21 protein-coding genes are annotated in these 22,757 nt (G+C 55.0%); 7 read left to right on the top strand and 14 right to left on the bottom strand.

Annotation, left to right across the window (positions count from 1 at the left end; genetic code table 11):
• Positions 1-90: 90 nt before the first annotated feature.
• Both SPL01S_RS18800 and SPL01S_RS18795 read left to right on the top strand, forming a co-directional pair.
• Positions 91-1,110 carry a type IV toxin-antitoxin system AbiEi family antitoxin gene (locus SPL01S_RS18800; protein ID WP_063202182.1) on the top strand — a complete coding sequence of 340 codons (1,020 nt, stop codon included), beginning with the start codon at positions 91-93 and terminating at the stop codon, positions 1,108-1,110.
• Positions 1,064-1,888, top strand: coding sequence for a nucleotidyl transferase AbiEii/AbiGii toxin family protein (locus SPL01S_RS18795; protein WP_063202179.1), 825 nt, complete (start codon positions 1,064-1,066; stop codon positions 1,886-1,888). The genes SPL01S_RS18800 and SPL01S_RS18795 overlap by 47 nt, the downstream gene beginning before the upstream one ends.
• A 4-nt stretch (positions 1,889-1,892) precedes the next feature.
• On the opposite strand, the gene SPL01S_RS18790 is transcribed toward SPL01S_RS18795, so the two are convergent.
• Entirely contained in the window at positions 1,893-2,822 is a 930-nt protein-coding gene (locus SPL01S_RS18790; protein ID WP_063202176.1) for a LysR family transcriptional regulator, read from the bottom strand.
• Between the two features lie 257 nt (positions 2,823-3,079).
• Between SPL01S_RS18790 and aptA the strand changes: the two genes are divergently transcribed.
• A complete protein-coding gene (gene aptA, locus SPL01S_RS18785) occupies positions 3,080-4,420 on the top strand; it encodes an omega-aminotransferase AptA (RefSeq protein ID WP_063202173.1) in 1,341 nt (446 codons plus the stop codon).
• 76 nt (positions 4,421-4,496) lie between these two features.
• Here aptA and SPL01S_RS18780 read toward each other — a convergent pair whose 3' ends face one another.
• The 9 genes from SPL01S_RS18780 to SPL01S_RS18740 all read right to left on the bottom strand — a co-directional run bounded on the left by SPL01S_RS18780 (position 4,497) and on the right by SPL01S_RS18740 (position 14,060).
• Entirely contained in the window at positions 4,497-5,747 is a 1,251-nt protein-coding gene (locus SPL01S_RS18780; protein ID WP_063202170.1) for a phospholipase D-like domain-containing protein, read from the bottom strand.
• Entirely contained in the window at positions 5,740-6,390 is a 651-nt protein-coding gene (locus SPL01S_RS18775; RefSeq protein ID WP_004949824.1) for a MotA/TolQ/ExbB proton channel family protein, read from the bottom strand. The genes SPL01S_RS18780 and SPL01S_RS18775 overlap by 8 nt, the downstream gene beginning before the upstream one ends.
• Before the next feature lie 19 nt (positions 6,391-6,409).
• Positions 6,410-8,653: a TonB-dependent receptor family protein gene (locus tag SPL01S_RS18770; protein WP_006323436.1), complete on the bottom strand. Its 2,244-nt coding sequence runs from the start codon at positions 8,651-8,653 to the stop codon at positions 6,410-6,412.
• 41 nt (positions 8,654-8,694) lie between these two features.
• Positions 8,695-9,435 carry an energy transducer TonB gene (locus SPL01S_RS18765; protein ID WP_063202167.1) on the bottom strand — a complete coding sequence of 247 codons (741 nt, stop codon included), beginning with the start codon at positions 9,433-9,435 and terminating at the stop codon, positions 8,695-8,697.
• A 1-nt stretch (position 9,436) separates the two neighbouring features.
• On the bottom strand, positions 9,437-9,844 hold the full coding sequence (locus tag SPL01S_RS18760; RefSeq protein WP_004949818.1) for an ExbD/TolR family protein: 408 nt from the start codon (positions 9,842-9,844) through the stop codon (positions 9,437-9,439).
• A 286-nt stretch (positions 9,845-10,130) separates the two neighbouring features.
• Positions 10,131-10,358 (bottom strand): non-oxidative hydroxyarylic acid decarboxylases subunit D, encoded by a 228-nt coding sequence (locus SPL01S_RS18755; protein WP_063202164.1) that lies wholly within the window; start codon positions 10,356-10,358, stop codon positions 10,131-10,133.
• 9 nt (positions 10,359-10,367) lie between these two features.
• A complete protein-coding gene (locus SPL01S_RS18750; protein WP_063202161.1) occupies positions 10,368-11,795 on the bottom strand; it encodes a non-oxidative hydroxyarylic acid decarboxylases subunit C in 1,428 nt (475 codons plus the stop codon).
• Positions 11,796-12,086: 291 nt separating this feature from the next.
• Positions 12,087-13,007, bottom strand: a complete 921-nt coding sequence (locus tag SPL01S_RS18745) for a L,D-transpeptidase family protein (protein ID WP_063202158.1) — start codon at positions 13,005-13,007, stop codon at positions 12,087-12,089.
• A 174-nt stretch (positions 13,008-13,181) separates the two neighbouring features.
• Positions 13,182-14,060 carry a helix-turn-helix domain-containing protein gene (locus SPL01S_RS18740; protein ID WP_004949813.1) on the bottom strand — a complete coding sequence of 293 codons (879 nt, stop codon included), beginning with the start codon at positions 14,058-14,060 and terminating at the stop codon, positions 13,182-13,184.
• 114 nt (positions 14,061-14,174) lie between these two features.
• On the opposite strand from SPL01S_RS18740, the gene SPL01S_RS18735 reads away from it, so the two are divergent.
• Positions 14,175-14,993 (top strand): AraC family transcriptional regulator, encoded by an 819-nt coding sequence (locus SPL01S_RS18735; RefSeq protein WP_174523965.1) that lies wholly within the window; start codon positions 14,175-14,177, stop codon positions 14,991-14,993.
• A 138-nt stretch (positions 14,994-15,131) separates the two neighbouring features.
• On the opposite strand, the gene SPL01S_RS18730 is transcribed toward SPL01S_RS18735, so the two are convergent.
• Both SPL01S_RS18730 and SPL01S_RS18725 read right to left on the bottom strand, forming a co-directional pair.
• Positions 15,132-15,752 carry a hypothetical protein gene (locus SPL01S_RS18730; protein ID WP_063202152.1) on the bottom strand — a complete coding sequence of 207 codons (621 nt, stop codon included), beginning with the start codon at positions 15,750-15,752 and terminating at the stop codon, positions 15,132-15,134.
• A 62-nt stretch (positions 15,753-15,814) separates the two neighbouring features.
• Positions 15,815-16,018 (bottom strand): hypothetical protein, encoded by a 204-nt coding sequence (locus SPL01S_RS18725; RefSeq protein WP_063202151.1) that lies wholly within the window; start codon positions 16,016-16,018, stop codon positions 15,815-15,817.
• A 415-nt stretch (positions 16,019-16,433) separates the two neighbouring features.
• Here SPL01S_RS18725 and yncE point away from each other — a divergent pair, with 415 nt between their 5' ends.
• Positions 16,434-17,510 (top strand): 7-bladed beta-propeller protein YncE, encoded by a 1,077-nt coding sequence (gene yncE / locus SPL01S_RS18720; protein WP_063202147.1) that lies wholly within the window; start codon positions 16,434-16,436, stop codon positions 17,508-17,510.
• Positions 17,511-17,541: 31 nt separating this feature from the next.
• Here yncE and SPL01S_RS18715 read toward each other — a convergent pair whose 3' ends face one another.
• Entirely contained in the window at positions 17,542-17,859 is a 318-nt protein-coding gene (locus SPL01S_RS18715) for a hypothetical protein (RefSeq protein ID WP_063202144.1), read from the bottom strand.
• A 57-nt stretch (positions 17,860-17,916) separates the two neighbouring features.
• Positions 17,917-20,337, bottom strand: coding sequence for a patatin-like phospholipase family protein (locus SPL01S_RS18710; protein WP_063202141.1), 2,421 nt, complete (start codon positions 20,335-20,337; stop codon positions 17,917-17,919).
• Positions 20,338-20,770: 433 nt separating this feature from the next.
• Here SPL01S_RS18710 and SPL01S_RS18705 point away from each other — a divergent pair, with 433 nt between their 5' ends.
• Together SPL01S_RS18705 and SPL01S_RS18700 are read left to right on the top strand one after the other, a co-directional pair.
• On the top strand, positions 20,771-22,150 hold the full coding sequence (locus tag SPL01S_RS18705) for a glutamine synthetase family protein (RefSeq protein ID WP_063202138.1): 1,380 nt from the start codon (positions 20,771-20,773) through the stop codon (positions 22,148-22,150).
• A gap of 57 nt (positions 22,151-22,207) precedes the next feature.
• Positions 22,208-22,747 (top strand): GNAT family N-acetyltransferase, encoded by a 540-nt coding sequence (locus tag SPL01S_RS18700; RefSeq protein ID WP_063202135.1) that lies wholly within the window; start codon positions 22,208-22,210, stop codon positions 22,745-22,747.
• Positions 22,748-22,757: the final 10 nt, after the last annotated feature.

The raw sequence follows: 22,757 nt of genomic DNA, 5'->3' as shown, positions 1-22,757 counted from the left end.
GATAGTCATACACTCGACGTTGCATTACTTGTGGTTTGTTCATAAACTGATTTCGTTCATGATGCATGAACAAACAAAGAGTGTGAACAAATGCCTATGCTTGATACAGAAGAAGAACTGTTAGCGTCGGTAAGAGCAAACTTACCCGTTGGCATGAACCTGACGACAAAGTTGCAACCGAACGGCGACGCTGATGGTTATGCCTGCTTATCTGTCAGCAACAATAAAACATTTACCTTTAAGATGGATATAAAGATTATCCGTCGAAAAGAAAATCTCTTTTTGCTGCGAAAATCATGGCAGAACAGAACGGCAGATGAGCGCCTCTTACTCTGTTCCCCATTAACCCCCGCGCAAACCAAAATTTGCGAAGAGCTGAAACTGAACTTTATTGATGCGGCGGGTAACGCCAGTATCAATACCGAGGGCCTTTTTTTACAGATATCCGGCAAAAAAGCGCCAAAAACCGCCAAGCATTTTGAGGATAGTACTGCAAGAATCAGCGAAGGCACGCTCAAGCTGTTGTTTGTGTTACTTTCTGACACAAATGCCATTGATTCAACCTACCGCGAATTAGCCAACGCGGCAGGGATCTCTTTAGGTATGGTCAGCAAAGCCTTCGATTACCTTGAAGCACAACGCTATTACCGCAAGTCGCAAGACGGGCGCAGGTTGCTGGAGCCAGGGGCACTAACGGCATTATGGTTACGTGAGTATGCGGTTATGCTGCGCCCAAAACAAAAAAGCATCCATCTGGAGGCGCCGGCGGACTGGCAACGCATTCCTCTGCAATCCAATGAAACTTGGGGAGGGGAAGCCGCAGCCTCACTGTTGACGGATGGGTATCTTTCTCCTGAAAAACTAATATTGTTTACTCATGAACCGCTGCAACAACGCAGAAAAGATCTCGGCCTGCGGCCAGAACGGGAGGGGCAAATGCAACTGGTCACCGCCTTCTGGGGCAATGAGTGGCGATTGACGGCCTTGGCTAAAGCAATGCTCAGCATCGGTGAATTACTTGCCGGCCGAGATGATCGTAATCTTGAAGTCGCGAGGCTCGTTAATGACAAATATCTTGGACTTAAAGACAGCGCTCTCTTCAGAAACTGAAAGGCTACTCGCACAAATCACTGACATCTGCACAGGGCAATCCATCGAATTCTTTGTTGCCGGCGCGACGGCAAGAGAAGTGCTGCTGCATCATGTCCACGGCCGCCGAATAGGGCGAAAAACGCGTGATATCGATATCGCCATTTTTGTCGATGACTGGCAGCAATTCGATGCGCTGAAAAAGGAATTGATAGCACAAGGCGCGAAAGCAATCACCGGTAATGCTCACCGCCTACTGTGGCAAGACAACGAACTCGATATCATTCCTTTCGGAAATATTGCGGTAGAAAATACCATCGCCTGGCCACCCGATCGTGCCATTGTCATGGCGGTTGACGGGTTCCAGGAAGCTTTCCAACAGGCGGTAGCGGTGCGTTTGAGTAATAGCTGCGAATTGCTTTTCTGTTCTTTACCGGGCCTGGCGCTACTTAAGCTGTTTGCCTGGCGCGATCGGGGTAATCAAAATGGGAAAGATGCCGTCGATCTTTTCACCCTAATCAGTGAATACGGTCATATCGAAGACGAGCGAATTTACGAGATTCCCGTCGACATAGAAAATTTCGATTCAGATCCCGACAGATTGGGCGCTTTCCTGTTGGGTACCGATGTTATCTCTCTTTTGCAGCACAGTACGACAAGAGGGACCGCATCACCATTGCCGCAACTCGATAACCAAAAACTCATTGATGCCATTGTTCGACAGACTACCCGAGATGATGCAGAGCGAATTGAGCAACTGATAGGCGATTTTTGGCAAGGCGCCGAAAGCCAGGAATAAGCGTTTATTCCCCCTCATGCGCCGCCAGCAGGCAGTCGTGGAATACCTTCACCACCCGTTGCGGGCTGGGTGAACGCCGTACCACGCAGGAATATTCACAGTGGTAGCGGAACAGCGCCGGTTTTATCGCCCGCATCATATTCTGCGCGACGAAAAACGCCGCATAGTGGTCGGGAAGAAAGCCGACATACTTGCCGGAGAGGATTAAGGTCGCTATCGACTCCTGAGCAAAACCCGTCGCCTTGCGCTGCAAATGCTGCTGCAAACTTAACGCCATATTCGGCGAATGGTAGCCCAATCCTGCAAAGGCATAATTGTGCAACAGATCCCAATTCAGCATGTCGTGATGAGCGGAAAATAACTCATGCTGCGCACCGCAATATAAGAACATCCTCTCATTGAATAAAGAACTATAAGATAAACTTTCCGCATTGCGGTGCATGGGAATAACGCCAATCTGAAACTGTCCGTCAATAACGCCGCGCTCAATGGTATTTATCGGCTCCACGTACATTTGCAAAGACACGTCCGGCGCACGCTCGCTGAATAACGCAATTGCCCGGCCGATGTGCGCCTGCGGATTACTGACCGTATGATCAAATATTGCCACGTGCAGCTGGCCGCCCATGCGTCGATGCACGTCATCCACCCCACGGCGAAAAGCCTCGGTGGCCGCCAGCAGGTTGATGGTTTCCTGGTAAATCAACAGCCCTTCGTCGGTGACGGCGAAGCCTTCCCGCCCGCGCTGGCACAGCGTCAGCCCCAGCCTTTGCTCCAGATCCTTGATATGTTTGCTGATGGTCGACAGGCTGATATTCAGCTCCAGCTCGGCGGCGCTCATTCCTCCGCAATCGACCACCGCTTTAAACACCCGCAGCAACCGCAGATCCATATCCGACAACTGCCCTAAAAGCGCGCGTTTTTTTACTTGCATAAAACCTTAAGTAAGTTTCGACATATGATTATTCACATTAGTGAAGAAGCGGAACATAGTCAATTTCACTCAACAATTCATTAACACGTTTATTTATACCCTATAGCTTTTAAGTTGCGGCCAGGCGGCCAGCCACTCATCCCCAGGCGCTTACTCAAGTAAGTAATGGGTGAGCGCGTGCAGATAACAACGCTGTAACTTAAAAGATGACGGGTATATTTAATTAACCGTCCCTATTCTCCTACCTGGAGGGAAAAATGGCTGATTTAAATCACCGCGAGAATAAACCCGATCGTGAATGGTTAGAAGCACATTGGATGCCATTTACCGGCAACCGTAATTTTAAAGCCAACCCGCGAATGATAAGTCACGCTGAAGGCGCCTATTATACCAGCCAGGATGGGCGTAAAATCTTTGACGGTTTATCCGGCCTATGGTGCTGCGGATTAGGCCACGGCCGCCAGGAAATTGCCGATGCGGCCCACCGTCAACTTTCTCGGTTGGATTATTCCCCGGCGTTTCAATTCGGCCACTCATTGTCTTTCGAACTGGCGAATAAAATTAAGGCCATGACGCCGGCCGGGCTGGACTATGTATTTTTTACCGGCTCCGGCTCCGAAGCGGCGGACACCTCGTTAAAAATGGCGCGCGCCTACTGGCGGGCCAAAGGCCAGGCAGGAAAAACCTGTTTTATCGGCCGTGAAAAGGGCTACCACGGCGTTAACTTTGGCGGTATTTCGGTAGGCGGCATCGCCGGTAACCGCAAGGCTTTTGGCGCAGGAGCGGAAGCGGACCACCTGCCGCATACTCTGCTGGCGGGTAACGCTTTTTCGCGCGGCATGCCCGCGCAGGGTGCCGAACTGGCGGAAGAGCTGAACCGAATTATCGCGCTGCGCGATGCGTCGACCATCGCGGCCGTGATTATCGAGCCCTTCTCCGGCTCCGCCGGGGTGATAGTGCCGCCAATCGGCTATCTGCAACGTATCCGTGAAATTTGCAGCCAAAACAACATTCTGCTGATTTTTGACGAAGTGATCACCGCCTTCGGCCGCTGTGGCGCGTTGACCGCCGCCGAGGCGTTCGGCGTCACGCCGGACATCATGAACATCGCCAAACAGGTGACCAACGGCGCGCAGCCGATGGGCGCGGTGGTGGTCCAACCGGCGATTTACGATGCCTTCATGCACACCGACGAGCCGGAGTACCTGCTCGAATTCCCGCACGGTTATACCTATTCCGCCCACCCGGTCAGCTGTGCCGTGGGGCTGGCGACGCTGGATATCATTGAGCGCGAACAGATGATCGAACGGGTACAGGCATTGGCCCCCTATTTCGAACAGGCGGTACATGGCTTGCAAGGCTGCAAGCACGTCACCGATATCCGCAATGTTGGCCTGGCGGCAGGCATCACACTGGCGGCGCGGCCAGGGGAAGCGGCGCGCAGGCCGTATGAAGCGGCGATGCACTGCTGGGAAAACGGGTTTTACGTCCGCTATGGCGGCGACACCCTCCAACTGGCACCGCCGTTTATCAGCAGCGAGGCGCAGATCGACTCGCTGATCAACGCCCTGGGCGACGCCCTCAACGCCACCGAATAAGGAGCGAATGCCATGCCCATTTCACATTGGATCAACGGCCAGCCCGCCGCCGGTGGCACCCGCAGCCCACGATAAATCAGGATTCGCCGCCCGGTTTGGGCGGCGGATAGTCGTAATCCAGTTTCAGCGGTTCGGCGTAAACGCTGTCCCACAGTTGGCTGTAAAGTGTGTCCAGCCGTTGGCTCATCGCCGGGCTGTGCAGCACCAGTTCCAGGTTGCGCGAGTTATCCAGATAGCCGCCGGTCCAGTTGCTGGTGCCTACCCAGGCGGTTTCGCCGTCGATAGTCATCAGCTTGCTGTGGATCACCCGCGCGAACGGGATAAACCCCTGGCTTGCCGGCGGAATGGTCACCACTTTTATCTGCACGTTCGGCACCAACGCCAGGCTTTTCAGCCAGGCGATATCGGGCTTTTTGGTGTTCCAGTTGGCCACCATCAGCTCGATCTGCACGCCCCGCGCGGCGGCGCTGCGCAGGGCATTGTCGATGACCGCGTAATAAGGCCGGCTGCGTTCAGGGCCGTAGGACAACGGCGCATAGTCCATCACCTGCACCCGCACCCGCTGTTTGGCACTCGCCAGCAGACGCGGCAACTCAACCTGCGAGTCAATCACGCCGGCCGGGTTATAGGCGCGCGGGCTGGCGACCAGATAGTTGCCCTGCGGCGTTGCCGCCGTGGGCTGATACGCCAACTGCGGCACCGGTTTATCCGCCATCAGCAACGCCTGCGCCCGCCAGTCCTGCTCGAAGATCGTCTGAATCTGCCCGACAACCCCGGCATCGCTGATGCGCAGCCCGGTTTCATGAATATGTTCAAGCGCCCGCCAGTCGAAGTTCTGGCTGCCGACAAACGCCTGCTCGCCGTCCACCAGCAGGTATTTGGCATGCAGGATGCCGCCGCTCAGCCGCTGGTAAGGAATAATCCGCAGCTCCAGGTTGGGGATCGCCTTCAGCTGTTCCAGCGTCTCCGGGGTGGAGAGACGAATCCCCTTCTCTTCCATCAGAAAACGGATTTTCACCCCGCGCTCGCCCGCCGCTTTCAGGTGTTGCAGCACGCCGTCCAGCAGCGAACCCTGTTGGTTCGCCACATAGAACTGACCCAGATCGATGCGGGTTTTCGCCGCATCGAACATCTGCTGCCACACCTCGGCGGTGTTACGCAGGTCATCCGCCTGCAACGCGGTTTCCACCGGCGCGGTATACACCAGCTCGTAACCGGGAATAGCAAAACGCGCCGCCGCACTCTGGCTCAACATCAACAGACAGCCACCCCATAACGCAGTATAAAGGCGGCCTAATGGCCGCCGTGGTTGACGGCCATTAGGCATAGCGCGGTGCCTCACTGTCAACCCATTGCTCGCGGCTGCCGTTTTCCGGGCGGCTGGCCGGCGCACCGGCGCGGATCAACAGCACCTTCAACAGTTCGTTGATGCGCTCCATGCGGCTTTGCAGGTAGTTGTTGCCCACCAGGCACAGCAGCGCAATGGCGATCCCCAGCCCGGTGGCGTACAGCGCGGTGCCCATGCCGGCGGACACCAGACTCGGCTCCGACACCCCGGAAGCGGCCAGCGCCTTAAAGGTTTCGATAATCCCCATCACCGTGCCCAACAGCCCCAGCAGCGGTGCAGCGGTGACGATGGTTTCCAACAGCCACAGGCCACGCGCCATCAGCGGTTTGCTCAACAGGTACTGCGCGTCGACCAAATCGCCTATCGCTTCGCGGTCACCGGCGCGGTGCTTCTGCTCCAGTACCGGCGCGATCACCGCCAGCGGCAGGCTGTTGCGCTGGGTCAGTTCGTCCGGCAGATCGGCGGCGCGATGCACGTCCGGCGTCAGCGCCTGCTCCAACCGACGGGCCTGGCGCTGGGTGTAAGCGAAATACAGCGCGCGTTCGATAATGATCACCAGCGCAATCGCCAGCGCGGCGTACATCACGTAGAAAATAATGTCGTGCAATAAATTGGCATTCATAACATACCCCTCGGATTAGTTAAAAGGTGGCTTCCAGCGACACGCTAAAGGTGCGCTCTTCCCCGACGTTGTAATACGGCGTACTGGCTTTCACGCCGCCATAAGGCGCGGCGTTGAAGGTGGTGGTACGCACCGAGGTCAGGTATTCCTTGTCAAACAGGTTGCTGACGCCAAAGCGCAGCGCTGCGCTTTTGATGATTTTCTTGTCCACCGGCAAATGCACCCCCGCCGCCAGATCGAACACCGTGCGGCCGCCGATCTTCTCGTCGTTGGTCAGATCGCCGTAGAACGAACTGACGTATTTGCCGCTGACGCTGCCGTAATACAGGCCGTCGTCGTAGCCCAGCGTCATGTTCAGCAGGTTTTTCGGCACGTTCGGCACCTCTTTGCCGGACGTCGGCAGCGGCAACCCGCCGTTGCTGACGATGTCGTTCTTCTGCTTCGACTGTGTATAGGTGTATGAGGTGTAGTAGTTAAAGTTGTGCGGCAATTGGCCGCTCCACTCCAGCTCCAGCCCTTTGTTCTCCACGTTGCCGATGTTCATCATCTCGTAGTCGCCGGACGAGTTGGTGGTGGAGACTTGACGATCGCTGTAGCGCATATAGAACAACGTGGCGCTCATCAGCATGTCTTCCTGCTGGAAACGCCAGCCCAGCTCGTGGTTCCAGCTCAGCTCCGGCTTGGTGCTGATCGAGTCGCCGACGTTGTACAGCACGTAGTTCGGTGGGGTGCGCATGTTGCGCGTCAGGTTATAGAACACCTGATTTTCCTGGTTCAGCTTGTAGCTGGCGCTGAAGTTCGGCAGGAATTCGTGGTAAGTGGCATCGCGCTTCTCCGGCACGTTATACAGGCTGCCGCGGTTGTCCCCTTTACGTTCTACGTACTGATAGGCCAGCCCGCCGACGAAGGTCCAGTCCGGCGTGGCGTACCAGGTGTCCTGCAGCCACACTTTCTGCGCTGGGGTGATGGTGTATTGGTTACGCCCCTGCACGGTCTTGCCGTTGGCGTCCTGCACCTGATCGGAACCGCCCGGTTTGCCCGAAATCTGCGCCGGGTTGCCGTCATCCTTGATGCCGATAAACGGCTGGGTCTGCAACTGACGCGCACGTTCATACCAGTAGCCGATATCCAGGCTGTGCTGATCGTTGATGTCCCACTTCAGCTTGGTGGTAATGCCGGGGCGCCAGGTCTGGGTCCAGGAAGGGCGGTAATAGGTGTTGGACTTCAGATTGCTCAGATCGTACTGCCCGGCCTTATCCGACGTATTGGACAGCACCGATGCCGTCTGGCCGGTAAAGCTGCCGCCGTTGCCCCAGTAGTAATACGGCTGCAGGGTCAGCGACAGATTGTCGCGCAGTTGCAGCTTCTGGGTGAATGACAGCGTGAAGGTATCGAACGGGTTGCGGTTGAGTTTGTAGTACTTGTTCAACTGGCCCTTGCTGTTGTATTCCGGCGTGGTGGCGTAGTCGGTATCGCGCCCGTCGTTTTCGAACTGCGCCTTGCTCAGGGTGTTGTAGTTGACGTTCTGCTGGCGGTTGTACTTCATGATCAGATTACTGCTGTTGCCGTTGCCGTCTTCGTACAGCGAGTTCATTTCAAACTTGTTGGAATATTCGCGCCCTTCTCCGCGCCACTTTTTCGCCTCGGTGTGCGAGTAGGATAACCAGTTGCTGAAACCGTTGTACTCGCCGGTTTCCAAACGGGCAAAGGTTTTGCTCAGGTTGTTGCTGCCCAGCGTCTGCTTGACGAAGCCGCCGAAATCTTTTGCCGGGCGGCGCGTCACCATGCCGATATTGCCGCCGCTGGAGCCGATGTGCGGGCCGTCCGCCTCGGATGATCCCTGGGTGACGAACACTTCCTCCAGGTTCTCCGAATCGCCCAGCAGGTTCGGATAGACGGCATAGTTGCCGGAGTCGTTGATCGGGATACCGTCCATCGACAGGCCGATCTGATCCGAGTTCATGCCGCGCATGGTGTAATCGACGCCGCTCAGGCCGCTGGCGTCGTTGCTGTTGACGTTCAGGCCTGGTGTGTATTTCAGCTTGTCGATGGCGTTGGCCGCCGCGGGCATTTTGTCCATCGCCTCTTTGGTGACGGTGGAGCGCGCCTTGGCGCTGTCGTCCTGCACCATCATGCCGCCGCCCAGCGACTGCCCCTTCACGCTGATGGTACCGACGTCGGTGGTGTCCGCCGCCAGCGCCGCGCCCGGCAGCATCGCCGACATCACCGCCAGATAAATCCCAGATCGATTGAAAGACTTCATTGTTTCCATCCCCTAAAAAATCAAACTGTTATGCCAGGTCGCTACGGCGCCTGATAATTGAACGTGGCTGAAAATCGTTTTGTTGTTTGCCCGGCAAAAGCGTCGCTCGGGAACGCCTTCACCTGGCTGATGCTTTGTAAACTGCTCATCGCCGCGCGGTTCAGCAGCATGCTGGCAGCCTTGTTGGCGATGCCGGAAGAGAGCACGCGGCCGCTGCGATCGACCTCCAGCCAGACCTCGACGTTGCCCTGCGGCCGTTCGAGCGAAGCCTGCCGTCCGCTCGGGTAGCGCTTGCGCTGTTCCAGTTCGTGGCGCAGTGCCTGCAAATAACCGTTTTCGATCGCCTGGGCGTTGACCTTCGGCGCGGCAGGTGCGGCCGGCGTGGGCGCAGGCTTGCTGACCAACGCTTTCGGCGCAGGCTGCGCGGATACCGGTTTGGCCTTTTCTACCGGTTTGGCTTTCTCTTTCACCGGTTTGGGCTTGGGTTTTGGCTGCGGTTTGGGAACCGGCTTGGCCTCGATAATCGGCTCTGGGGCCGGCACCACGGGTTCAGGAACGGGTTGTGGCTCCGGTGGCGGGGGTTCGGGTTGCGGTGGGGTTTCCACCGGCGGTTCCGGCTGAGGTTCAGGTTCCGGCTCGACCAGCGCCAGTTCCATGGTGGTGTCGTCATAGCGTGGCTGGATTTTCAGCGCAGCCTGCTGGCTGGCGAACAGCAAACAGCCCGCCACGATCAGCGCCGGCAGCCAGCTGAAAAGGTGACGTGAACGATAGAGCAGATACATGTCACAGCTTCCGTGTAGCGATGGAGACGGAATAGAATCCGCCCTGGCGCAGGTTATCCATCACCGCCACCAGTCGCTCCACCGCAACGCCCTTGTCGCTGTTGACGATAATGGTGGTGGTCTGGTTTTCCTGCTGCTGCTGTTTGAGCGTGCTGACCAGCGCGTTAAGCGCCACCGGTTGGCCGTCCAGCTGCAATTGTTCTTCAGCCCCCAGCGTGATGATCGCTTTCTTCTGCGGCTTCAGTTGCTGAGCGCTGCCGGCAGACGGCAACTGGGTTTTCAGCCCCAGCGCCGGGATCACGTTCAGGCTAATCAGCACAAAAAACACCAGCAAAAACATCATCACGTCGATCATGGGGATCAACTCGATGTGCGCCTTGTTCTTTTTCGGTTCGTTCCAGTTACGCATGGCACTCCCTCCCAAAAGCAAAGCAGCCAATATAGGAGGCCTTTGTTTACCTTTCGTTACGCTTTTGTGATCTTATTCTCACAGCGTGGATTTTTTGCGAAAATTATCTCAATCGCAGGTGCGACAGGGGATATATAACCCATTAATTAACGCTATTTTTTATCGGAATAACTGCGATTCAGGCCTATCGCCGTACTGATGGCAGAGCCATAAATGTGAAAATAGTGACAGGGTGTACCGATCGGACGGAGGGGATAAAAAGGCGGGCTTTTACCCGCCTTCGGATTTATTTCGTCAGAAGGGGAGGAATGGTCGGCACTTCCGGCGCATTATCGATATCGTGCTGAGTCATGCGAAATTCGAGCGGATAATGTTCCCGTTCCGTTCTGCGGGCGGGTTCGGTGTTTCGCCAAGCATAGAGGCAGTGCTGGCACTGATATACCGTCCATACGTCCTTGACCGGCGAATGCGCCATGACGTCTATTTTCTGATCGGCGCAACGAGGACAAATCATATGAGCTCCTTAATGGCGGTTAGCCAGCATGGTGGTTAATTTATCCACCCAAAGGGCGGTTTCGGGTAAGTCTTTGACCGGCTGGCTGTAGTGGCCACGCGTATCCGGAGCAACCGGCGTTGTCGCGTCGATGATTAATTTGTCCGTGATACCCGCAGGGCTGGAACCGGGATCCAATTTCAGCACAGGCATGTTTGGCATTTGCACCAGGTCGCCGGCCGGGTTGACCTTGGTGGACAACGCCCACATGACCTGCGGCAGGTTAAAGGGATCAACATCTTCATCGACCATGATCACCATTTTCACGTAACCAAGACCGTGCGGCGTGGTCATTGCCCGCATTCCCACCGCACGAGCAAAACCGCCATAACGCTTTTTGGTTGAAATGATGACGAGCAGCCCATGGGTATACATCGCATTCACCGCCTGCACTTCCGGAAACTCGGCTTTCAGCTGTTGATACAACGGCACGCAGGTTGCCGGCCCTATCAGATAGTCGATTTCTGTCCAGGGCATGCCCAGATACAAGGATTCAAAAATCGGCCGTGAGCGGTAAGAAACCTTATCAATGCGCACCACCGTCATGTTGCGGCCACCGGAATAGTGGCCCGTAAATTCACCGAAAGGGCCTTCAAGCTCGCGCTTGCGGCCTTCAATCACCCCTTCAATGATGACTTCAGAACCCCAGGGTACATCGAAGCCGGTCAAGGGGGCCGTCGCTATCGGGTACGGGCTTCCACGGAGGGCACCGGCCATTTCATACTCCGACTGATCGTATTTCAGCGGCGTCGCCCCCATCAGCGTAATGATCGGGTCGTTACCCAGCGTAATGGCGATAGGAAGATCCTCTCCGCGCTCTTCGGCTTTATGAAGATGCAGTGCGATGTCGTGCACTGGTACGGGTTGCAGACCAAGCTTGCGTTTTCCCTTCACCTGCATACGATAAATGCCGACGTTTTGCTTGCCGAAGTGCCCGGGATCTTCAGGGTCACGGGAAACCACGCAGGCTTTATCAAGATAGAATCCGCCGTCACCGTCGTTTAAGCGAAACAGCGGAAGGATCTCAAACAGATTAATATCCTCGCCGTTGACCTCGTTCTGAGCCCAGGGCGGATTATCGCGGCGTTCCACAGAGACAGGGAAACGATCCCAGCGGCGAATATACTCATCGATTTGCTGTTTCACCGGCGTTGTCGGCGGGAGCCCCAGGGAAATGGCGTGGTTTTGCCATGATCCCATGGTGTTCATTACCACGTGAGCATGTTCAAATCCTTTAATGTTCCTGAATGAAATGGCCGGGGCGCCTTCACCGATTCTTCCGGTTGCGTTTGCCGCCGCGGCAATATCCGGTTCCGCCTGAACCTCCTCTGTAATTTCGAGTAATTGTCCGGCCTCATCCAGCGCAGATAAATAACTTCGAAGATCATCATAAGCCATCTTTAAACCTCCTCACTGTCAGCTTCTTTTTTGCCGTTCTCTTTTAATCCAGCCCAGCGTTTGCCTGGCTGCAATCAATACGAATTGATCCGGACCCCGTGCGATAACAGGTATATTGAAAGAGCCGATAAATCCCATTACGAGTCCGCGCTTTTAGTATTGAAGACGATGATTGGGAAATAATAAAGATGAGTTCGCCATGCGATATTGATTACCGAGGATGGCGGCCGAAAGGCATAAAAAAAGACGCCCGCAGGCGTCTTTTATCGCAACCACTGAAGCCCGGGGCTATCAGTTCACTTTAACCGGCATACCGGAACGGGCCTTAATCGCCGCGTCCACTTCGCTCTGGTTAACGGCAGGATCCATCGCCACTTTGCCCACGGCGGCAGAAAGGGTTAACGGCACCGGATCTTTGGATTTCAGTTCTTCTTCGTTAGCGGAAAGCGGGTTGTGCACTTCCATGTAACGGGAACCGTCCGGCTCAACGCTGGCTTTCACCGGCTCGTTGATAAACTGCACGCGGGTGCCGACCGGCACGTTGTCGAACAGGTATTTGATGTCGTCAGCACGCAGACGCACACAACCGTGGCTCACGCGCAGGCCGATACCGAAGTTGGCGTTGGTGCCGTGGATCGCATACAGGCGGCCAACATACAGCGCATACAGACCCATCGGGTTGTCCGGACCGGCCGGGAACACCGCAGGCAGGATCTCGCCGTCAGCCGCGTATTCTTCACGCATCTTGGCGGTTGGCGTCCAGGTTGGGCCATCTTTTTTGCGCTGTACCGAGGTAATCCAGTTCAGCGGGGTGTCTTTACCCAACTGGCCGATACCGATTGGCAGCACGATCACGGTGTTGGTGCCTTTCGGGTAGTAGTACAGACGCATCTCGGCGCTGTTGATGATGATGCCTTCACGCGGTGCGTCCGGCAGGATCAACTGCTGTGGGATGGTCAGGGTGCTGCCCGCTTTCGGCAGGAACGGATCCACGCCCGGGTTGGCTTCCAGCATATTGCTCAGGCCCATCTGGTATTGAGCGGCAAAGCTCTCCAGCGGCAGCTTGCTGTCTTCGGGTACGGTGATTTGGATGTTTTCACCGACCAGACGGCTGTCTTTGGCAGGCAAAGGGTATACGACGGCGAAGGCAGACTGGCTGAATGCAACCAGCGCCGTACACAGGGTTAATAACGCGCGAATGTTCATTTTCATCTTCGTGTTGGTCGTGGCCACTGGCAGATTATTGATATAGGTTATTTTCGGCCATAAATGACCGGATGCGCATTATATGTGCACATTGACCTAAGTGCGAAACATTCCCTGTGTCATGACGCACTTTTTTGTAACCTGCTGCGGTATGAAGATGACTTACTGTGAAAAACGCCGCTAAAGCGCGACGTCTGGCGGCGTCATCCGGCGTATGGGGATCAGGTATTCACAACGGATCGCCGTGCTTGCTCCGTTGCAGACGCCGCCCGCCGCCGGGTAAAAGCGCTCGATATCCTGCCCCGGCCGCCGCACCGCTTTCATCATCGGGATCGCGGTATCGTACAGGCGGGCGATAAAGTTTTGTAATTCCTCCACCCTGCCCTGATAAACAAAACTGGCGTAGTCGCCTTGCTCGATGAGCACCCTCTCGCCTTCCGCCTGTTCATCCGCCAGCGCCACGGTATAGACAATGCGCTTGCCGCCGCGTTGGCGGCTGTCCGCCTCCAGGCTGGTGAGGCCATACACCACCGCCGGCGGCTCGGCTTGCGTGCGCACCATCTGGCGCCAGGCGTGTTGACGCAGCTCGTGTTTAGAATGCGGCAGTTGCCCCAGAGTGCAGTTGCCCCGCTGGGAGCGCCCCACCAGTTGCATGGCAGGCAGGGTAACGATGTCCGCCTGCGGCAACGGCCCTTCGCTCAAACGCAGCGGCGGCTGCATGCCGTGGCTGGCCCAATCCGGGCTGCGGCGATAACCGGCCGGCGGCAAACCGAACTGCTTCTTGAAACAGCGGGTGAAGGTCTGCTGGGAATCAAACTGGTACTTATCGGCAATGCAGGCCACGCTGATGTGGGTGAGCCGCAACTCGCGCGCGGCGGCGCTCAGTCTTCTGCGCCGGGCGTAGGTCCCCAGAACGTGGCCGGTTAACTGCTTGAACAGCCGCTGCAAGTGCCATTTGGAATAGCCGGATTTGGCGGCGATATCGTCCAGCGTCAGCGGCTGGTCGAGGTTTTGCTCAATCCAGGCCAGCAGTTGAGTGATTACCTGTTGCTGATACATTGCGCCCCCTCAGAGTGCTAAATCTGGCGCTTACTTTATCGACTAACGCGCTAGACCACATTGCACAATCAGGACATAATGTTTTTCAATCACGCCAAACTGAGAATAATTCTCATGCCAGTTATCACCGAACCGCGTTTCGATATCGATCAGGTAGCGCGGGCGATTTTTGCCGTACAGGGCTCCACCATCAGCAGCGATTGGGAGATGGCCCATCACCGGCACCGCAAGGCGCAGCTGATTTATACGGTGCGCGGCATGATCCGCTGCGAGGCGGAAAACGGCCTGTGGCTGGTGCCGCCGCAATGCGCGCTTTGGATGCCGAGCAACGTGCTGCATAGCGCCCAGGGGGCCGGCGACACCGAATGCTATTGTCTGTTTGTCGATCAGGACGCTATCGCCGGCCTGCCCACCCATTGCTGCACGCTGGCGGTATCGCCGTTGCTGCGCGAGCTGCTGTTGCAGGCCAGCAGGTTCGATCCGCTCTATGACGAGCAGGGCCCGGAAGGGCGGCTGACCGCAGTGCTGCTGGATCAGGTGGTTAATGCGCCGATCGAAAACCTGCATTTGCCGGTCTCTCAAGACGCACGCATTCGCCAACTGACCGAGCGGCTGCTGGCCAATCCGGCGGACAAAGCCACCCTGAACCAATGGGCGCAGCGCATCGGCATGAGCGAACGCTCCCTCAACCGCACTCTGCAGCAGCAAATGGGCATGAGCTTCGGCCACTGGCGCCGCCAGTTGCACGTGATGCTGGCGCTGCAACGGCTGACCAAGGGCGACAGCGTGCAGAAGGTAGCGCTGGATCTGGGCTATGAGAGCGCCAGCGGCTTTGTCACCATGTTCCGCAAAGCGGTAGGCAAACCGCCGGCGCGCTTTCTGGCGGAAAGGAATGCCGCAGGCCAAATGGCGGGGAGCGGCATCGCTATGTGAAATGGATACTTTATTCGCGCAATAAATCTATTGATTAGATATATAATCTTGGCAGGCGAATAATATCGATAATTTTATCTTAAAATTAAATAAACCGTATAATCGATTAGGAGCAATTAATAATATAAATACTTAGGCTCAACCTTGAGATTCAGATTTTGTATCATTTTTAACACTCATATCAGGCATTGGTGCAGTGGTAAATAAACCAATAAAAGCCTCTACAATGTTTCGCTGCTGTTCTTTAGGTCCGGTCCAAACAGCGATCCCACCCACGATGATGATCAACAGGGCTGTAGCCACGATGCTTTGATAACCGGTAAACACCCAAAGCATACCGCGAGATAGCAGGTTCGATCTGGCATTGCTGGCATTTTCAATTTGTGTTTTGTATTCGCTAACGGCTTCTTTTTTCGCTTTACCCTTTATATCTTTAAGCTCTTTTGCATGGTGCTCCTGAAGCGTTTTAAGGGCTTTTTCATGTTTCGCGCTAACCTTTTCATCTAATTGAGTAATAAGGCTGTTCATCACAGTATCCGCCTTTTTACGATAGCCTGATATTTGAGCATCGGTCACCGACATCTCATGAAACCCATCAAGTTTTTGCTCCAGCAATTCTGCGGATAATTTCTGCTTGGCTAAGTCAGTCGCATAGTCATCTTTAGCTTCTTTATAAATGGCATAGGCAATAAGATCGCGATAGTAACTATCTTTATTATTCTTATCGACAAGTTTTCTGAATACCCATTGCTTAGACAAGTTGGCTCCTGCCAATAAAAACGCCCCATAGCATCTGCGGGGCGTAATTCGAAGAAAATTGACTATTGAACGGCTTTAAACGCGATCGCGAACATCTTGTTAATGTCTTCTTGCGTGCGGCGCTCGGTCCTGAGCTTACCTTGTTTGAATTTCGGCAACAGATTCAAAAAGGTACGGGTCTTAACAGGCGCACTGCTGTCTAAACTACGAAGAATCTCGCGGCGTTCAGACTTACTCATACGGCTTACTGTATATTTGGATTTCATTTAATCCCTCCCTTTTATTATCTAATTCTACCATAAAATCTTCTTCAGGCCCCCATTTTTAAATATCGCCAACCAGATACTATATATACGTAATACAGTTCTCCCGACCCCATATATATTGGGATAATGACATAAAAGGTCATTTCCCCCTCCCTCTTCCCTTATGACTACACCGCTGGCCTTCTGGAGTACATCGAGAAAAATGGAGCAGCGTCCCCCTTCACACTGTGATTTTCACCCCACCCCTTGCCGAAATAGCTCCCCTCCGACATGAATAATGATTATTATTCGCAAATACAGGATCGGCGCGCCACGACGCGACCGGCCGAATGTCCCCTTTATTCAATGTTGAGCGTTCCTGGCTCCAGGGCAACCGCCCTGTGGCGATAGGCTTTTTTAACTCCATGGAGAGGTTATGAATTCTGCAACCACCACCAGCCGCCGCTTTGGCGCACGCGCCACCTTCCCGCTGCTGTTGCTCACGTCAATGCTGTTTTCCGCCCCGCTGCTGGCCCAGGGCGAGCCTGAGCTGCTGCGCAAACCGGTAGGTAAAGGCGCTTACGAGATGGTGTACAGCCAGGGCGAAAACGCGCTGTATCTGGCGACCTCGCAAAGCCGTAAGCTGGACAAGGGCGGCGTGGTTTATCGGCTGGATCCCAAGACGCTGGACATCACCCAGGTGATTCACAACGACATCAAACCCTTTGGCGCCGCGATTAACGGCAAGACCGATACGCTGTTCTTCGGCAACACGGTAAACAACTCGGTGACCGCTATCGACGCCAAGACCGGCGAAGTGAAAGGCCGCCTGGTGCTGGATGCCCGCCAACGCACCGAGACGGTAAAACCGCTGGCGCCGCGTGAGCTGGTGGCCGACGCCGCGACCGACACGCTGTACATTACCGGGCTGGGCGAATCCAGCGTGGTCTGGGTGGTGGACGGTAAAGATCTCACCCTGCGCACCACCATCACCGATACCGGCAAATACGGCACTGGCCTGGCGCTGGACGCCGCAGCCGGTCGCCTGTATGTGACCAACGCCGACGGCGAGCTGGTGACTATCGACACCAAAACCAACAAGGTGCTCACCCGCAAAAAGCTGGATGAAGCCAAAGAGCACTTCTTCTTGAACCTCAGCCTGGATCCGGCCACCCACCGTGCCTTTATCACCGACTCCAAACAGGCGCAGGTGTTGGTTGTCGATACCCGCGACGGTACTGTCCTGAGCAAAATCGAGGTGCCGGAATCGCTGGCGGTGCTGTTCAACCCGGCGCGCAATGAAGTTTACGTGACCCACCGCAAGGCGGGCGAAGTGAGCGTGATTGACGCCAAAAGTTACAAGCTGCTGAACACCCTCAAGACGCCGACCCACCCGAACAGCCTGGCGCTGTCACCGGATGGCCAGACGCTGTACGTCAGCGTCAAACAGGCTTCCAGCCGCGAAAAAGAAGCCACGGCACCGGATGACGTGATTCGTATCGCGTTGAAATAATCAAGACCGGGGGCGCTCGGCGCCCCCGCCTCTACGGCTTACCCAGAAACCCATCGGCTTCCTGAACCACCGCCTTTTGGGTCGCCCGCTGGTAGAGGCACAGCTCTTTGCCCGGCTTGTTCTTCATAAACGGCTGCGGGTAGCGCCCGCCGATCAACAACGCCGAGTAGCCGACGTCGTCATCATAATGAATGATCGCCCCGGCAGCTTTGGCCGCTTTCAATCCGCTGGCCTTCAGGCAGGCAGCCTGCATCGCTTTATCGCCCTTGGCCCAGGCCGCTTCGGACGAAGCGGCCGCGTTGAAGGCAACCAGGGAAGCGAGAATAATAAGCATCTTGAACGCTGACATAATGCTCCCGCACGATAATGATGAATAATAATCCCCGCAGGGATAGCACTGGCTTGATTAAATCCAGGTATGCGCTTTCGCCATCACCTCTTCGGTTAACTGTTCCCCCAACAGAAGCCCCAATTGATGGTAAGCCTCCCATTGTGCTTCGTCAAAAAACTGGTCCCCCGTGGTTTGCTGCGGGAATACGCTATTTTTCTTCGCATATTGATCAACATCCAGCGGCAGTTGGCCTACCAGATGCGGTTTAACCACGATCAGCACGCCAGGTTGTGGCCTGTCGGGGTAAACCACCCTGGCAAGCAAAAAGGGAGCCGGGTTCGGTTCCGTAGTCAACGTCTCTGGGGTGGTAAATAAATGTGAAAACGACGCCTGAACCCGGGTATTACCCACAAACTCGATAAAGGTCGCATAATCTATTTTCGCCTTTCGCACCAAGTTTTCCACATCCTCGTAGCCATATGCCGGATCTGCACCACAATCCGCCAGGACGATAAGTGACACCCTGCGTTTCAGCAATGCATAGACGCCAGTGTTATCAAAATGGCCGCCATCTGAAATATACCAATTCTCACTGTTCAAGCCGGGTAAATGCGCAAACATTTCGCCGACAATGGCGGATTGCCGTGGGAAGCGACTCGCCCATTCCTCAAATTTTGTTCTTTTTCTTCCCTTTTCTTCGCCCTGTTCGTTTTTCCCTGGCGCGGGGAGCAGGCTTTTATTCCAATAACCCAAACGCAACCCCGAGATAAACAGCAACGCTGCAATCCCCCCTTTGGTGCGAGATCCCATTCCGGTCGCCGCCGCTGCACCGGAGATAGCCAGCCATTTCGACAAGCATTCATCTTTAAAATATTGAGGGTCATGAGGCTGCGGATCAGACGTTCCGATCTCAACTCCCAGAGCACTGAGCGTCAGCGAGACGCCTTTACGGTCGGCATTATAATTGCCGGTACGATCATCCACAGTTTGGTTAATACAACAATTGATCAAATGAATAGGCCCACCGTAAAGATGTGGCTGATATTGCTCCAAGGACACATCATCGCCCGAACGCGTCTCGGTGAGCCGACTGCTTCCTTCAACCCACTTTCGGTCATATGTCATCAGTGGAGAACATGGGAAACGCGGCTCCTGGAATGCTTTGCCTGTGTAATTGCCGACGGAAACATAGGCTCGCTCCAACCGGGCACGGTATAGATTGTGCATTGAAGAGAGATTCAGCACGGCAATATTCTGTTTTGATAAATAGAAAAACAGCAATATCATCAAGATAAATAACGTATCTGCGGCAAACATAATCCAATGTAGCTCCAGCGAGATACTTAAGCCGGCGATATCAGACAGCAGCACCCGCAATAAGGTTGCGCAGCCAATCAGCATCAATAACAAAACGGCGTAACCCACAATGCTGAGCACCGGGAATATGCCTACCTTTTTTAGCCACTTTAAGAAGCCGGTTTTCTTTAACAAAGAAAACCGAAAAATAAGGGCAGTCAACGCAGGTGCAGAAAAAAGCCACCCCGATGAATAGGCAAAATGATTTTTCAACCAATAGGAAGAGATTTCAACAGAGTACAACAACAAAAAAACGAAAATGACACCCAGCGCATAAGAGAGTCTCTCCGTATGCTTTAAACGCATCTCGGCAGCCGTTACTTCTTGCCGTTGGCGATAAAATAATAAATGCCGTATTGCCGCGAGCATAGGGATAATGAGGAAGAGGCCAATAATCACCCCCAAAAAGCCCCACAAATGATAATACACAATAATAACACCAACCAGCGTAGCCAGCCCCACCAAAAAAGCATCAGCAGCGTTAATATGGCCGTCGACATACTGCCTCTCCTTCCCTTTTTCTTTCCCCCGGGGGCGCACCAGCCAATAAGCCGAGATTTGATAGGCGGCGAAAAATGCAGGTAATAGGGCTAACCCGTGCCAGATACCAGTTTCAGAAAATTTATTTGGCTCGATCAGATTTGCAAACAACGTCGGCCAAAGCGTCAGAGCCGCTAACAACAGGATCAGCGTCGCCGCTTCAAAATGAGATGCCAGTAACCCGCGCAGCATATACGCAATAGCCTGACCCGTGTCGCGAAGCCCGGCGGGTATCAGATAACGACCATTATTCCTTAGCCACCACAGCAGCAACGAGTGATCGTCTTTCAACCCCTCCTCGACTTTCTCAGCGTCCTGTTGATCGTCATAAAGCCGCCCCACAGCACCACCAATATAACCCCCGCCAGACACTGTCGACATATAATCAAAACGGTGTAAAAGTTTATTTTTTGCCAACGCTCGCAACAAACCGAGGCTGAAAGTCGCACTGCGAATACCTCCGCCGGAAAGTGCAATAGCGCAGACAGGCGCATCTTCACTTATTCCAGCTTTTTTTCTACGCAGTTTCACCGCCAGCTCATCACACTTTATTTCTTCTTGAGGTAGCTTATTATTTTCTTGCTCGTAAACGGGGCTCATTATTATGCACTCCTTACTCACCTTGCCATAACAACAAACATAGCTTTTAGCGATGAAAAGTAAAAAATCTCGGCACAAGGTTATAAAATACCGCCAGAACAGCAAAAAACCGCCAATGAAATATTGCACAGAAAGGCAATTCAATATCTTAGATTTAGTAGCAAGATATAGATTAGCAAAGGAATAAAAAACACAAATACCGAATGACCTTCCCACTACAATTTTCCACGTTAAAAACATCGAAAAACGGTATTTTTACGCCATTTTTATCTCGACGACAGGTAAAGTTACGGCGTTTTTACAGACAGTTTTCAGGGCCACGGATAACATCATTACATCGCCAATATGGCCTCACGAGACGGATGCCTCATGTGTTTATACCCTACCTTGTTTATGACTGAACCCGCGTTTTTCATTAAGCTCGGGGGCCGCCATGTATTCTAATATTATTGGTTTCAACCCTCTGCTGGCGGATATTCCCGCCTCGCGGTCGCGCTCGTTTCGCAAAGAAGTCGAACAGTATTTACAGCGCTATCCGCAGACCGAACACGTCGATATTTATCTCAACGATCTGAATGGCCAGTTTCGCGGCAAGCGGCTGCCGGTTGCCGAACTGTTCTCGCTGGATAAGGGCTGCTATTTCCCGTTGTCGATTTACGCCATGGATCTCGGCGGGCGGGTGATCGAAGAAAGCGGGCTGGGCCAGCAGGCGGGCGAACCGGATCGCTTGTGCCTGCCGGTACCCGGTACGCTGCGGCCCTGTGCCCGCGATCCGCAACGCCATGCTCAACTGCTGCTGACGATGCAAAATGCCGATGGCGACGCCTGTGAGCTGGAACCGCGCGTGGTGCTGCAACAGGTGCTCGCGCGCTTGCATGCCAAAGGCTATTACCCGGTGGTGGCGGCCGAGCTGGAGTTTTATCTGCACGATCCGCAGCAACAGCCCGCCGGGGCCAACCCCTGTCCAACGCAGAGTTTTTCTGTCGATGCCCCGGAGCGCCACCATGCGCTGCTCAATGAGATTGAGCAGCAGGCCCGGCTGCAGGTGCTGCCGCTGACGGGGATCGTGGCCGAGGCCGCCTCCGGCCAGTATGAGTTGAACCTGCACCACAGTGCGCGGGTGCTGGAAGCCTGTGACCAGGTGCTGGCCCTGAAACGGCTGACGCGCCAGATGGCGGAAAAACACCACCAGCACGCCTGCTTTATGGCCAAGCCCTGCGCGCAGGCCGCCGGCAGCGGTCTGCATTTTCATATCAGCCTGCAGGATGAACAGGGCCACAACCTGTTGGCCGGCACACCGGGTGAACTGAGCGCCACCATGACGCAGGCGATCGCCGGGATGCTGGCGCTGATGCCGGCCTCGATGGCGATATTCGCGCCGAACATCAATGCGTTCCGCCGTTTCCGCCCAGGCATGCACGTGCCGCTGCGCGCCTCCTGGGGCCACAACAACCGCACGGTGGCGCTGCGTCTGCCCTGCGCCGACAGCGCCAACCAGCGGATCGAATACCGGTTGGCCGGCGCCGACGCCAACCCTTATCTGGCGGTGGCGGCGATGCTGAGCGGCATGCTGTACGGGCTGGAGCACGCACTGCCGCTGCCCCCGGCGGCCTGCGGCAACGGGTATGAAAACGACGACGCGGCGGCGCTGCCGCTGAACCAGCAAGAAGCGCTAACGCTGTTCCGGCAAAGCCTGCCGCTGCGCGAAACGCTCGGCCCGGCGTTTACCGCGCTGTGGCACACCTGCAAAACCGCCGAATTGCGCCGTTTCGAAGAACAGGTCACCGAGGCGGAAATAAGCTGGATGCTGTAACGCCGTGGTTTCGTCACGGTGACGACCTTATTTATTGGCAATGCACAGAGGACGACGATGAAGCATCAACCTCGGTCGGTAGTAGCCGACAATAATAATCAGCCGAACGCAGTAAATGATGGGCCGCTCTTCTCCTGGCATAAAGGTGCCTTGACGATCAGCACCGATCGCCGGCTATTAGACATCGATTTTATTCATCACTTTCTCCGTCATTCGCACTGGGCGCAGGGGATCGACCGCGCCACGCTGGAGAGCGCCATTCGCCACAGTCTGTGCTTCGGCCTGTATCGAAAGAAACGCCAGATCGGTTTTGCCCGGGTGGTGACGGACCACGCCACCTTCGCCTGGTTGAGCGACGTGTTTATCACTGCCGAATACCGCGGCAACGGGCTGGGGCAATGGCTGATGCACAGTTGCCTGGAACATCCGCTCATGAGCGGGCTGCACCGCATCATGCTCTACGCCAGCCAGGCGCCGTGGCTGTACGCCAAGGTGGGCTATGAACCGGTCAACCAGCCAGACAGGGTGTGGACCATCACGCAGCCCGCGATTGATCAACCCTGCGGCGCACTCAATATCCCCCAGTCTGTGCACTGAGTAAGGAAAA

It is taken from the genome of Serratia plymuthica NBRC 102599 (assembly GCF_001590925.1).
Lineage (GTDB): Bacteria > Pseudomonadota > Gammaproteobacteria > Enterobacterales > Enterobacteriaceae > Serratia > Serratia plymuthica.
The sequence above is the reverse complement of the archived record's forward strand: the minus strand, read 5'-3'. Positions and strand labels throughout refer to the sequence as shown.

What these genes read in the sequence shown, in the direction of transcription:
- SPL01S_RS18800 (WP_063202182.1), top strand. Translation starts at nt 91, where the DNA reads ATGCCTATGCTTGATACAGAAGAAGAACTGTTAGCGTCGGTAAGAGCA.
- SPL01S_RS18795 (WP_063202179.1), top strand. Translation starts at nt 1,064, where the DNA reads ATGACAAATATCTTGGACTTAAAGACAGCGCTCTCTTCAGAAACTGAA.
- SPL01S_RS18790 (WP_063202176.1), bottom strand. Translation starts at nt 2,822, where the DNA reads ATGCAAGTAAAAAAACGCGCGCTTTTAGGGCAGTTGTCGGATATGGAT.
- aptA (WP_063202173.1), top strand. Translation starts at nt 3,080, where the DNA reads ATGGCTGATTTAAATCACCGCGAGAATAAACCCGATCGTGAATGGTTA.
- SPL01S_RS18780 (WP_063202170.1), bottom strand. Translation starts at nt 5,747, where the DNA reads ATGCCTAATGGCCGTCAACCACGGCGGCCATTAGGCCGCCTTTATACT.
- SPL01S_RS18775 (WP_004949824.1), bottom strand. Translation starts at nt 6,390, where the DNA reads ATGAATGCCAATTTATTGCACGACATTATTTTCTACGTGATGTACGCC.
- SPL01S_RS18770 (WP_006323436.1), bottom strand. Translation starts at nt 8,653, where the DNA reads ATGAAGTCTTTCAATCGATCTGGGATTTATCTGGCGGTGATGTCGGCG.
- SPL01S_RS18765 (WP_063202167.1), bottom strand. Translation starts at nt 9,435, where the DNA reads ATGTATCTGCTCTATCGTTCACGTCACCTTTTCAGCTGGCTGCCGGCG.
- SPL01S_RS18760 (WP_004949818.1), bottom strand. Translation starts at nt 9,844, where the DNA reads ATGCGTAACTGGAACGAACCGAAAAAGAACAAGGCGCACATCGAGTTG.
- SPL01S_RS18755 (WP_063202164.1), bottom strand. Translation starts at nt 10,358, where the DNA reads ATGATTTGTCCTCGTTGCGCCGATCAGAAAATAGACGTCATGGCGCAT.
- SPL01S_RS18750 (WP_063202161.1), bottom strand. Translation starts at nt 11,795, where the DNA reads ATGGCTTATGATGATCTTCGAAGTTATTTATCTGCGCTGGATGAGGCC.
- SPL01S_RS18745 (WP_063202158.1), bottom strand. Translation starts at nt 13,007, where the DNA reads ATGAAAATGAACATTCGCGCGTTATTAACCCTGTGTACGGCGCTGGTT.
- SPL01S_RS18740 (WP_004949813.1), bottom strand. Translation starts at nt 14,060, where the DNA reads ATGTATCAGCAACAGGTAATCACTCAACTGCTGGCCTGGATTGAGCAA.
- SPL01S_RS18735 (WP_174523965.1), top strand. Translation starts at nt 14,175, where the DNA reads ATGCCAGTTATCACCGAACCGCGTTTCGATATCGATCAGGTAGCGCGG.
- SPL01S_RS18725 (WP_063202151.1), bottom strand. Translation starts at nt 16,018, where the DNA reads ATGAAATCCAAATATACAGTAAGCCGTATGAGTAAGTCTGAACGCCGC.
- yncE (WP_063202147.1), top strand. Translation starts at nt 16,434, where the DNA reads ATGAATTCTGCAACCACCACCAGCCGCCGCTTTGGCGCACGCGCCACC.
- SPL01S_RS18715 (WP_063202144.1), bottom strand. Translation starts at nt 17,859, where the DNA reads ATGTCAGCGTTCAAGATGCTTATTATTCTCGCTTCCCTGGTTGCCTTC.
- SPL01S_RS18710 (WP_063202141.1), bottom strand. Translation starts at nt 20,337, where the DNA reads ATGAGCCCCGTTTACGAGCAAGAAAATAATAAGCTACCTCAAGAAGAA.
- SPL01S_RS18705 (WP_063202138.1), top strand. Translation starts at nt 20,771, where the DNA reads ATGTATTCTAATATTATTGGTTTCAACCCTCTGCTGGCGGATATTCCC.
- SPL01S_RS18700 (WP_063202135.1), top strand. Translation starts at nt 22,208, where the DNA reads ATGAAGCATCAACCTCGGTCGGTAGTAGCCGACAATAATAATCAGCCG.